Annotated in this window: 9 protein-coding genes and 4 tRNA genes; 1 reads left to right on the top strand and 12 read right to left on the bottom strand. The window is 56.4% G+C overall.

The genetic code is table 11. The features are described from left to right. Positions 1-3: 3 nt before the first annotated feature. Entirely contained in the window at positions 4-1044 is a 1041-nt protein-coding gene (locus ACYZTL_RS25100; protein ID WP_461953993.1) for an AraC family transcriptional regulator, read from the top strand. A gap of 3 nt (positions 1045-1047) precedes the next feature. On the opposite strand, the gene ACYZTL_RS25095 is transcribed toward ACYZTL_RS25100, so the two are convergent. The 12 genes from ACYZTL_RS25095 to ACYZTL_RS25040 form a co-directional block, all read right to left on the bottom strand. Continuing rightward, a complete protein-coding gene (locus ACYZTL_RS25095; protein WP_461953992.1) occupies positions 1048-1194 on the bottom strand; it encodes a hypothetical protein in 147 nt (48 codons plus the stop codon). A 200-nt stretch (positions 1195-1394) separates the two neighbouring features. Continuing rightward, positions 1395-2246 carry a DUF2242 domain-containing protein gene (locus ACYZTL_RS25090; protein ID WP_461953991.1) on the bottom strand — a complete coding sequence of 284 codons (852 nt, stop codon included), beginning with the start codon at positions 2244-2246 and terminating at the stop codon, positions 1395-1397. A gap of 280 nt (positions 2247-2526) precedes the next feature. Next, the gene (locus tag ACYZTL_RS25085; protein WP_461953990.1) at positions 2527-4398 is read right to left on the bottom strand and encodes a SurA N-terminal domain-containing protein; all 1872 of its coding nucleotides are present in this window, start codon (positions 4396-4398) and stop codon (positions 2527-2529) included. A gap of 233 nt (positions 4399-4631) precedes the next feature. After that, positions 4632-4904 (bottom strand): HU family DNA-binding protein, encoded by a 273-nt coding sequence (locus ACYZTL_RS25080; RefSeq protein WP_002552737.1) that lies wholly within the window; start codon positions 4902-4904, stop codon positions 4632-4634. A 147-nt stretch (positions 4905-5051) separates the two neighbouring features. Beyond that, entirely contained in the window at positions 5052-7448 is a 2397-nt protein-coding gene (gene lon / locus ACYZTL_RS25075) for an endopeptidase La (RefSeq protein WP_461953989.1), read from the bottom strand. Positions 7449-7610: 162 nt separating this feature from the next. Next, the gene (gene clpX / locus ACYZTL_RS25070; protein WP_007946893.1) at positions 7611-8894 is read right to left on the bottom strand and encodes an ATP-dependent Clp protease ATP-binding subunit ClpX; all 1284 of its coding nucleotides are present in this window, start codon (positions 8892-8894) and stop codon (positions 7611-7613) included. Between the two features lie 112 nt (positions 8895-9006). After that, complete coding sequence (gene clpP, locus ACYZTL_RS25065; RefSeq protein WP_461953988.1) at positions 9007-9642, bottom strand: ATP-dependent Clp endopeptidase proteolytic subunit ClpP; 636 nt, start codon at positions 9640-9642, stop codon at positions 9007-9009. 93 nt (positions 9643-9735) lie between these two features. After that, a complete protein-coding gene (tig, locus tag ACYZTL_RS25060; protein ID WP_214377369.1) occupies positions 9736-11046 on the bottom strand; it encodes a trigger factor in 1311 nt (436 codons plus the stop codon). 401 nt (positions 11047-11447) lie between these two features. Continuing rightward, positions 11448-11523, bottom strand: a tRNA-His gene (locus tag ACYZTL_RS25055). Between the two features lie 78 nt (positions 11524-11601). Then, positions 11602-11686, bottom strand: a tRNA-Leu gene (locus tag ACYZTL_RS25050). 54 nt (positions 11687-11740) lie between these two features. Then, positions 11741-11816 (bottom strand) — tRNA-His (locus ACYZTL_RS25045). Positions 11817-11848: 32 nt separating this feature from the next. Beyond that, a tRNA-Arg gene (locus ACYZTL_RS25040) sits at positions 11849-11925 on the bottom strand. Between the last annotated feature and the right edge of the window lie 122 nt (positions 11926-12047).

The following is a 12047-nucleotide window of genomic DNA, read 5'->3' as shown; positions in this document are numbered from 1 at the left end:
GCCATGAAACCGTTGCCGGTGCGTCTGGGTGATCTGTCGGTGGGCTTTGTTCACAGCCTGGCCGATGCGGTGCGCAGCCACGGCCTGGACCCTCAGCCCCTGCTCGATCAATATGGCCTCGACCCTGCTCGCCTGAACGAAGCCTGCGCCCGGCTCTCGATCCCGCGCTACATGCGCCTGGGCCACGGCGCGATTCAACTGACCGACAACCCGGCGCTGGGTTTGCGCATGGGCCAGCTCAGCCGTCTGAGCCAGGCCGGTCTGGCCGGGGTCACCGCCGCGCAGGCGCCAACGGTACGGGAAGCGGCGCGCTGCCTGATTCGCTTCGAAGCCTTGTACGGTTCCAACTACCGCGGTCAATCGAGCTTCCACGAAGACGCGCAAGGCGCCTGGCTGCGGTTCTATTCCATCAGCCCTTACAACGCCTACAACCGCTTCGTGGTGGATTCGATCATTGCCGGATGGTTGCAGCAATTGTCCAGCATCAGCCCTGTTCCCTTGAGCGCCGAACGCATCGAAATCGAGTTCGACGAACCGGCTTACCGTGACGCTTATGCCGTACTGGGCGATTGCCCGATCCAGTTTGGCGCCGAACAGAACCAGCTGCGCCTGAGTCTGGCCAGCCTCGCTCAGCGCAACCCGGTGCACTGCCCCAGTACCTGGCGACACTTGCTGCAACTGTGTGAACGGGAACTGGAACAACTGACACGCACCCGCAGCCTGCGTGAACGCATCACTCAGTTGCTGGGGCCGTTGCTCAATGGTGGCCGGGAGCCCGACCTGGAAGAAGTGGCGGCACGCCTGAAGCTGCCAACCTGGACCTTGCGCCGCAAACTCGCCGAGGAAGGCACGCAATTTCGCGCAATTCTCAACGACACCCGTCGCGATCTGGCCATGACCTACATTCGCGATACCGAACTGGCGTTCGGTGAAATCGCCTACCTGCTGGGTTTTGCCTCAGCCGAAGCGTTCCAACGCGCCTTCAAACGCTGGAGCGGTCAGACACCCGGCGAATTTCGCCGCAGTCACCGCCAATCAGCCTGACGCTTACAGCTCGGTAGCGTCTTCGGCGGGTTCCAGCGGGTCCAGTTCAAACGCCTGAAACTCGAGCAGTTCTTCTTGATAATCATCCATTTTGAATCCCCCATCGCTCATTGAGAAAAAGCTTGAATAAATGACCTGCGCCTTGAGCATAAAGTGCCCGAGTGAAAGAAAAATGACGCAGGCACAACGCTTCGCCGCTACTCAATAAAACGTAGCAGGTGGTCAGGAATTTATCACAGGATTTTTTCGATACAAGCTGTAGGAATACGGCCTGGGTTGACACGGGTCAATCTTGAAAGCTGTTCCGGGATCGATGGGCCGTCAACCGATCCCGGAACGCCACTGACCGATTAGTGGCTGGTGACAGGCATGGCGGAAATCGGTTCGCTCGGTGGCGGCAAATCCGACTGCGGCGGTGGCGTGACGTTTTCCGTCGACGGCGCCGATTCGGCGTTTTCGGTCGGAGTCACCGGTGCTGGCTCAGGGGGTGGTGCAACCGGTTCCGAGGCCGGTGCCGGTGCCGGTGCCGGTGCCGGTACAGGCTCCGCTGCCGGGGCTGGCACAGGTTCGGCGGCAGGTGCCGGCTCCGGCGCCAATGCAGCCGGTGCGGCCTTGGTCTCAGGCACGCCGAGGTCGGTTTTCGGCTTCTCGACGATGTGCGCGGCTTTTTTCGCTTCTGGCGGCAAGAACAATTCGACCAACGTGAAGAAGCGCTCGTAGAACTTCGCCGAAGATACGGTCTCGCTGGCCACCTTGACCATCGAGTCATCGGACGAACCGATCGGCATCGATACCGAACCCAGCACGCCCACGCCAAGGCTGGCGGAATTGTTGGTCTTCTTCAGCGCATAGCGATCCTGCAGTGCGTTGGCAAACATGGTGGCGTGGTGCCCTTCGCTGCCATCATCGGCACAGACCACACTGAAACTGATCTCCATGTGGGTGTCGCCCGTCTGCTGGAAGCTCTTGTGACCACTGATCAGTTTCGGATCGCTGCTGGTAATGATATAGCCCTGACTGAGCAGCGCCCGACGAGCGGCTTCGCAGGTTTGCGCATCGGTCACCGGATAGTTGCGCGAAAACGTTCCGGAGTCGTCGAAGTTCTCATGCTCATAGATGGGGGCTTTCTTCGACGAGCAACCAGCCGCGACGGCCAGCGCCAACGCCAGCCCGACAACCCGCACGGGAAATGATTTAAACATTGAACATCCTGAGAAAAACGGTCCGGGACGTATTGTGCAACAGATCGATGCTTAGCGTCGCACCGATTAGTGTCTTGAAACAGTTACAAGTGTAATGACTGCCATTTACAGGGAAAAGTCCCACCCGAGGAAAGATCAAAAGATCGCAGCCTGCGGCAGCTCCTACAGAGGTACCCGATCCTTGTAGGAGCTGCCGCAGGCTGCGATCTTTTGATTCTGCCCACAAAAAACCCCGGCCTTTCGGCCGGGGTTTTTATGTCGCGGGAAACTCAGTCAGGCATCAGAAACGCTTGATGTCGGCTTCGGCTTCCAGCTGCTTGCGGTACGCTGCAAAGTCTTGCTGGCCAATGCGCGAGGCGAGGAAGCGACGGTATTGAACCTTCTCTTCTTCGGTCGGTGCAGCGGCTTCGTTGACGCCGTTCAGACGCACGATCACCAGGCTACCATCGGCCAGGGTCACGCTGCTGAAGGTCGGCTTGCCTTTCGCAGCCGGTTTCGGCATGCGGAACAGCGCCTGCAGCACAGTAGGATCAATCCCTTCCTGAGCGCGAGTCGCTGCAGCGGTGACTTTCCAGTTCTGACCGTCAATCGCCTTGTCCAGTGGCGTCTTGCCTTCGCGCAGGCTGGCGATCAGCTCGTCAGCCTTGGTCTTGGCCGCAGCACTGGCGTGCTCCTTGGCCAACTGACCGCGGATGGCGGCAGACACGCTTTCCAGCGGCAACTGCGCAGGCTTCAGATGCTCCTTGGCGCGCAGCACGATCACGGTTTCCGGATCGAGCTCGATGGCGGTGCTGTTGGCACCCTCATCCAGCACTTCAGGACTGAACGCGGCAGTCAGCACGGCACGGTTGGCTGCAACACCCTCGCCACCTTCGCGGCCGAACGGCTTGGAGGTGTGAACGGTCAGTTTCAGGTCCTGCGCCGGCTGGGCCAGATCGGAAGCTTCGAACGACGAGTCTTCCAACTGCTTGGTCGCCTCGACGAAACGCTGTTCGACCTGCTGGGCTTTCAGCTCTTTGGTCAGCTTGTCTTTCAGGCTGGCCAGGGTTGGGACTTCCGGCGCTTCAACACCCAACAGCTTGATCAGGTGGAAGCCGAAGTCAGTGCGAACAGGTGCCGAAACCTGATCCTTGTTCAAGGCATACAACGCTGTTTCGAACGCTGGATCGTAAACGCCAGGACCTGCGTAGCCGAGGTCACCGCCGTTGTTCGCCGAACCCGGGTCCTGGGAGAACTCCTTGGCCAGGGCCTCGAACTTCTCGCCTTTGGACAGACGGGCCTGAACTTCTTCGATTTTGGCTTTGGCTTGCGCCTCGGTCACCTTGTCGTTCACTTCGATCAGAATGTGCGCCGCCCGGCGTTGCTCGGACAGGTTCGCGATTTCTTTCTGATACGCCGCTTGCAGGTCTTCGTCCTTGACGGCGACCTGGTCAAAGAAGGAAGACTTCTTCAACTCGAGGTAATCAATGATTACCTGATCCTGCGTCATGAATTCCTTGGCGTGTTCGTCGTAGTAGGCTTTGACCTCATCGTCGGTCAGCTTCACAGCCGCCGGGTCAGCCTTGACATTCAGGGTAGCGAGATCGCGGGTCTGTTTTTCCAGACGGGCGAAGGCCAGAACCTGTGCGTCAGTGACGAAACCACTGCCTGCCAGGCCAGCGCGCAGCTGACCGATCAGCATTTCCTGAGCCAGCATCTGGCGGAATTGCATGCGGCTGTAGCCGAGTTGACGAATCACCTGATCGAAGCGCTCGGAGCTGAACTTGCCGTCCACCTGAAATTCAGGAGTTTGCAGGATCACCTGATCCAAAGCCGCTTCGGAAAAAGCGAATTTCGAGTTTTCCGCGCCTTGCAGCAGCAGCTTGCGATCGATCAGGCCTTTGAGGGCCGATTCGCGCAGCATTTTTTCGTCGAGCAAGGAGGCATCGAAATCCTTGCCCAGCTGTTGCATGAGCTGACGGCGTTGCATATCAACCGCCTGGCTCAGCTCGTTCTGGCTGATTTCTTCGCCGTTGACCTTGGCCGCATCATTACGATGGGTAGTGGCCTGAAAAATGGCGTCGAAACCGGTCAAAGCCATCAGTGCAACGATGACCCCGATAATCGTCTTGGCAATCCAGCCTTGTGAATTGTCCCTGATATTCTGCAGCATGCGTCCCCCAGAAACGGTTGAACTTCAAAATTAGGCAACCGTGGAGCGTGGGTAGAATCCGGATAGAAGAAAGGCGCATCCGAGGATGCGCCTTCTCGTAACTGGCGGAGCGGACCAAGGGTTCGAACTCGCGACCCTCGGCGTCTCGGACCGGCGATTTGCCGACTGGACTACCGCTCCGCTGCCAGGTCAGGCATGACCCCGACCCGGATAGGCAAAAACCTGAATCGAACTTAGTTGACAGCTTCTTTCAGTGCTTTACCGGCTTTGAAACCTGGTTTTTTGGCTGCTGCGATTTCCAGCGTCTTACCGGTCTGTGGGTTACGACCAATGCGAGCTGGACGATCGGTCACGGAGAAAGTACCGAAACCAACCAGAACAACAGAGTCGCCAGCCTTGAGAGCGCCAGTGACGGATTCGATTACAGCGTCCAGCGCACGGCCAGCAGCAGCTTTCGGGATATCAGCGGATGCAGCGATAGCATCAATCAGTTCCGACTTGTTCACTCTAAGTCCCCTTATATCTATTTGAGTATGATTCTAAGTTTTTTGGTGAAAGCAAAAACGAGTGCTGAATGGCCTACAGACACTTAAGAGCCGCTTTATAACAAGGGCTCTAAAAAGCTGTCAACAAGCCACCCAGGCAAATGCGTACTAATGCGTGCTAATTCTTTCCTTAGAGTCAGACTCGCGTTTTTCATCCTTTGCAACTATCTCGGGAGCTACATCGGGCAAGGGCTCCGGCGCGTATTGCAGCGCAATTTGCAGGACCTCGTCAATCCATTTAACTGGTTTAATCTGCAGATCCTGCTTGATATTGTCCGGAATTTCCTTCAGATCGCGTACGTTCTCTTCAGGAATGATCACAGTCTTAATTCCGCCGCGGTGAGCCGCGAGCAGCTTTTCTTTCAGACCACCAATCGCCAGTACCTGACCACGTAGGGTAATTTCGCCGGTCATGGCGACATCCGCGCGCACCGGGATCCCGGTCAATGCCGACACCAGGGCCGTGCACATGCCTACACCCGCACTCGGGCCATCCTTCGGAGTCGCCCCTTCCGGCATGTGGATGTGCGTGTCGCGCTTCTCGTGGAAGTCCAGGGGAATCCCCAGGCTCTTCGCACGGCTGCGGACAACGGTCAAGGCTGCGGTAATGGATTCGACCATCACATCACCCAGAGAACCGGTCTTGATCAGCTGACCTTTACCCGGCACGACAGCGGCCTCGATAGTCAGCAATTCGCCGCCGACCTGAGTCCAGGCCAGACCAGTCACCTGACCAATCTGATCCTGCGATTCAGCCAGGCCGTAGCGGAATTTGCGCACGCCCAGGAAATGCTCAAGCGTGTCGGCAGTGACCTTCACCGAGAAGCGTTTTTCCAATGCATGCTCTTTGACCGCCTTGCGGCAAACCTTGGCAATCTGGCGCTCCAGCCCACGTACACCGGCTTCGCGGGTGTAGTAGCGGATGATGTCGCGGATCGCTTCAGCGTCAAATTCCAGCTCGCCTTTCTTCAAGCCGTTGGCGGTAATCTGCTTCGGCGAAAGGTATTTGACGGCAATGTTGATCTTCTCGTCTTCGGTGTAGCCCGGCAGACGAATCACTTCCATCCGGTCGAGCAGCGCCGGCGGAATATTCATGGAGTTCGAGGTGCAAAGGAACATCACATCGGACAGGTCGTAGTCGACTTCCAGATAGTGATCGTTGAAGTTGTGGTTCTGCTCCGGATCGAGCACTTCCAGCAACGCCGACGCCGGATCGCCACGCATGTCGCTGCCCATTTTATCGATTTCATCGAGCAGGAACAGCGGGTTGCGGACACCCACTTTTGTCATCTTTTGAATCAATCTTCCTGGCATCGAACCGATATAAGTCCGGCGATGACCACGAATTTCCGCTTCATCACGCACACCGCCGAGGGCCATGCGTACGAACTTGCGGTTGGTAGCGTGAGCAATCGACTCCGCCAGCGAGGTTTTGCCCACACCAGGAGGACCGACCAGGCACAACACCGGACCACGAATCTTCTTCACGCGCTTTTGCACGGCGAGGTATTCGAGAATCCGCTCTTTGACTTCTTCCAGACCGTAGTGGTCTGCGTCGAGGATGTCTTCTGCACGGGCCAGGTCCAGACGCACTTTGCTCTGAGCCTTCCACGGCACCTGAACCAGCCAGTCGATGTACGAACGCACCACGGTGGCTTCCGCGGACATTGGCGACATTTGTTTCAGCTTGTTCAGTTCGCCCTGGGCCTTGGCCAAGGCATCTTTCGGCAGGCCAGCGGCATCGATGCGCTTTTTCAGCTCTTCGATTTCGTTGTGACCTTCGTCGCTGTCGCCGAGCTCTTTCTGAATGGCCTTCATCTGCTCATTCAGGTAGTACTCGCGCTGGCTGCGCTCCATTTGTTTTTTGACACGACCGCGAATGCGTTTTTCGACTTGCAGCAGATCGATCTCGGCATCCAGCAACGCCAGGACGTGTTCGACCCGGGCCGACAAATCGATGATTTCGAGGATTTCCTGCTTCTGCTCGATCTTCAGCGCCATGTGCGCGGCCATGGTATCGACCAGGCGGCCTGGCTCGTCGATGCTGTTGAGCGACGACAGGACTTCAGCGGGGACTTTCTTGCCCAACTGCACATATTGTTCGAACTGAGCCAGCAGACTGCGGACAAACACTTCCGACTCGCGCTCGGGCGCGTCGACTTCGTCAATCAATGAGACTTCGGCACGGCAATGGCCGTCCACTTCGCTGAAGCGCTCCACGGCGCCCCGCTGCTCACCTTCGACCAGAACCTTGACCGTGCCATCCGGCAGCTTCAGCAGCTGGAGAACGGTAGCGATTGTACCTACGCGATAGAGTGCATCTTCACCGGGATCGTCGTCAGCAGGGTTTCTCTGAGCCAGCAGAAGAATCTGCTTGTCGCCCGTCATCGCGGCCTCGAGGGCTTCGATAGATTTCTCGCGCCCCACGAACAGCGGGATAACCATGTGCGGATAAACCACAACATCACGCAATGGCAGGAGAGGCAATTCGATGGTTGTCTTCATGATTTCGCCTCTACGGCGGCCATAAGGCCGTAAACAGATGGAAGTAAGCTTGAAACCAAGATGGGGGCTGCTTTCAAAAAAAACAAGCGCAAAGAGGGCGTTAAAAACGGTTTAAAAGAAAAGGGGCCCGAAGGCCCCTTCTTTATTCCAGCTGCGTGACGCTTAAGCGTCTGGCGCAGCCTTGGCAGCCGGCTCACTGTTTTCGTAGATATACAGTGGCTTGGACTTGCCTTCTATAACACTTTCATCGATCACTACTTTACTCACCTCGGACTGCGAGGGGATTTCATACATAGTGTCGAGCAATACACCTTCGAGAATCGAACGCAGTCCACGGGCACCGGTCTTGCGTTCCAGGGCACGTTTTGCGACCGATTTCAGCGCGTCAGCCCGGAATTCCAGGTCCACGCCTTCCATCTCGAACAGCTTGGCATACTGTTTGGTCAGAGCATTTTTCGGCTCGGTGAGGATCTGCATCAATGCAGCTTCATCAAGCTCGTCCAGCGTGGCAAGGACCGGCAGACGACCGACGAATTCCGGGATCAGACCGAACTTGACCAGATCGTCAGGCTCGACTTCACGCAGGGATTCACCGACTTTCTTGCCTTCTTCCTTGCTGCGCACTTCTGCGTTGAAACCGATGCCGCCCTTGGTGGAACGGTTTTGAATAACCTTTTCCAGACCGGAGAACGCACCGCCGCAGATGAACAGGATGTTACGGGTGTCAACTTGAAGGAATTCCTGCTGCGGATGCTTGCGACCACCTTGAGGCGGAACGGAAGCGACCGTGCCTTCGATCAACTTGAGCAGGGCCTGCTGCACGCCTTCACCGGAAACGTCCCGGGTAATCGACGGGTTGTCAGACTTGCGCGAGATCTTGTCGATCTCATCGATATAGACAATGCCCATCTGGGCTTTTTCTACGTCGTAATCGCACTTCTGCAGCAGCTTCTGAATGATGTTCTCAACATCTTCACCCACGTAACCCGCCTCGGTGAGGGTGGTTGCGTCGGCGATGGTGAACGGAACGTTCAGCAAACGGGCCAGTGTTTCGGCAAGCAGGGTTTTACCCGAGCCTGTCGGGCCGATCAGCAAGATGTTGCTTTTGCCGAGTTCGACGTCGTCATTCTTTTTGTCACGCTGGTTCAGACGCTTGTAGTGGTTGTACACCGCTACGGCCAGAACCTTTTTCGCACGTTCCTGACCAATCACGTACTGATCAAGGATGCCGCTGATTTCTTTAGGCGAAGGCAATTTATGCGCGCTGCTTTCGGCCTGGGCTTCCTGCACCTCCTCACGGATGATGTCATTGCACAGGTCGACGCACTCGTCGCAGATAAAGACCGAGGGGCCGGCAATCAATTTGCGCACTTCATGCTGGCTTTTGCCACAGAAGGAGCAATAGAGCAGCTTGCCGTTGTCCTCGCCGTTGCGGGTGTCAGTCATTCGTTCGATCCAAATCCGATAGGCTTGCAACACAAGATGAAGGCTATTGCGGGCTTTTTCAAGCCCGCAGGTGATCAGACCAGCCGACCAACCTTATTTTGAGCTGCTTATTTTAAGCGGGGCGCTGGGTGATCACTTCATCAATCAACCCGTATTCACGCGCGGCTTCTGCACTCATGAAATTATCGCGGTTGGTATCACGCTCGATCTCTTCAAGAGTGTGCCCGCTATGCATGGCCATCAGCGTGTTGAGACGCTCACGAATGAAGAGGATTTCCTTGGCATGGATTTCGATATCCGACGCCTGCCCCTGGAAACCGCCCAGTGGCTGGTGAATCATCACGCGTGAGTTCGGCAGGCAGTAACGCTTGCCAGGGGCACCGGCTGTCAGCAGGAATGCGCCCATGCTGCACGCCTGACCGATACAGGTGGTCGACACGTTTGGCTTGATGAACTGCATGGTGTCGTAGATCGACATGCCCGCCGTCACCGAACCGCCTGGGGAGTTGATATAGAGATGGATGTCCTTGTCCGGGTTTTCCGCTTCAAGGAACAGCAGTTGCGCACAAATCAGGTTGGCCATGTAGTCCTCTACCGGGCCAACCAGAAAGATCACTCGCTCCTTGAGAAGACGCGAGTAGATGTCGTAGGCGCGCTCGCCACGAGCGGACTGCTCGACAACCATCGGGACCAGGCCGCCTGCGGCCTGGATATCAGAGTTCTGCTGAATATACGAATTTCGGAACATGCTCTGCAGTCACTCCCAAATAGTTATGTCTTGAATACGCATAAGCCAGCACGAAGGCTGGCTTATGGTGTGTACTTCTTACCGCAAAAACGATCAGTCGGCTTGTGGAGCTTCTACCGGCTTGACTGCTTCTTCGTAAGAGACCGATTTGTCGGTCACGCTAGCTTTCTGCAGAACAGTATCCACAACTTGTTCTTCCAGCACAACCGAACGGACTTCGTTCAGTTGCTGGTCGTTCTTGTAGTACCAAGACACAACCTGCTCAGGCTCTTGGTAAGCCGAAGCCATTTCCTGAATCATTTCGCGAACGCGGGCTTCGTCAGGCTTGAGGTCGAATTGCTTGACCACTTCTGCCACGATCAGACCCAGAACAACACGGCGCTTGGCTTGTTCTTCGAACAGCTCGGCCGGCAGTTGGTCAGGCTTGATGTTGCCGCCGAACTGTTGAACAGCCTGCACGCGCAGACGGTCAACTTCGTTGGACAGCAGAGCCTTTGGCACTTCGATCGGGTTGGTGGCCAGCAGACCGTCCATGACCTGATTCTTGACCTTGGATTTGATCGCCTGACGCAGTTCACGCTCCATGTTCTTGCGAACTTCGGCGCGGAAGCCTTCCAGACCGGTTTCCTTGATGCCGAATTGAGCGAAGAACTCTTCGTTCAGCTCTGGCAGTTTTGGCTCGGAAACAGTGTTCACGGTCACGGTGAACTCAGCGGTTTTGCCCGCCAGGTCGAGGTTCTGATAGTCCTCTGGGAACGTCAGGTTCAGAACGCGTTCTTCGCCGGCTTTAGCGCCAACCAGACCGTCTTCGAAACCAGGGATCATGCGGCCGGAACCCAGAACCAGCTGAGTACCCTTGGCGGAACCGCCAGCGAACACTTCACCGTCGACCTTGCCGACGAAATCGATGTTCAGTTGGTCGTCGTTCTGGGCAGCGCGATCGGCCACTTCGAAACGGGTGTTCTGCTTGCGCAGGACGTCCAGCATTTTGTCCAGGTCAGCGTCAGCCACGTCAGCGCTCAGGCGCTCTACAGTGATGCCTTCGAAACCGGCAACGGTGAACTCAGGGAACACTTCGAAAATCGCGACGTATTCCAGGTCTTTGCCAGCTTCCAGGGATTTCGGCTCGATCGAAGGAGCGCCAGCCGGGTTCAGCTTCTGCTCAACTACTGCTTCGTAGAAAGAGGATTGGATGACGTCGCCGACAGCTTCCTGACGTGCATCAGCACCAAAACGGCGCTTGATTTCGCTCATCGGCACTTTGCCTGGACGGAAACCAGCGATCTTGGCCTTTTGGGCTGTCTGCTGCAGACGCTTGTTGACCTGAGTCTCGATGCGCTCAGCCGGCACGGTGATGCTCATGCGGCGCTCAAGAGCAGAAGTATTTTCAACAGAAACTTGCATGGATATTCCTCGTTGCACAGACGTTGGCCGGCCGTTTCCGACCCCAGAATCAAGGGCATGCATTCTAGTAGGTCAAACTCAAGAAGTCACCCTACTGAAAACGGGTAAAAACGCAGCAGGCAATTTATAGGGGTGAATGCACGATTGCGTCTCGCCCCGGTGGCAAATACAACCAATCACGCCAAGGCTCTGCGCCAACCCTTCTATATATAGAAGAGGTTGCCAATCATCTCCCTGACAGCCGACCTTGCACGCAAGGCCGGCGGGCAGCGCGGCATCATCGAGAAGCATAAATACGACGAAACGCCCTGCCCCTGCGACCCAGAACCTGCAGCCGCCGACACTCAAAACACTGAAACAAAAAAGGCGCCAGACTGTTAAATCTGGCGCCTTTCGGAATATGGGGTGGACGATGGGGATCGAACCCACGACAACGGGAGTCACAATCCCGTGCTCTACCAACTGAGCTACGCCCACCATATTGCGTTACAAAGAAGCCAAACAACTTCTTTGTTGAACCCCAACCAGGCCAACCGGCATGAGTGAAGCTTTATTTGGTGCGGATGAAGAGACTCGAACTCTTACGCCTCGCGGCGCTGGAACCTAAATCCAGTGTGTCTACCAATTCCACCACATCCGCGTGAAGCCGTTAAAGCAAAGGCGCCAGACTGTTAATCTGGCGCCTTTCGAAATATGGGGTGGACGATGGGGATCGAACCCACGACAACGGGAGTCACAATCCCGTGCTCTACCAACTGAGCTACGCCCACCATATCGCGCTACTTGTGCCTAAGCTGCCTAATGGCGCACCCGGCAGGACTCGAACCTGCGACCATCCGCTTAGAAGGCGGATGCTCTATCCAGCTGAGCTACGGGCGCCTTATTAATCTGTACTCTTGGAGGACTACAAACTAAGTGCTTTCCAGCGTTGCAGAACCGTAATTCCGCGCAACCTTCTTAACCAGTGCTAGGCTGTGCCCGACAAGTGCGACGAATAGTAT

The sequence above is a fragment of the Pseudomonas sp. LB3P81 genome (assembly GCF_054897965.1).
This window is presented reverse-complemented; position numbering and strand designations above follow the sequence as displayed.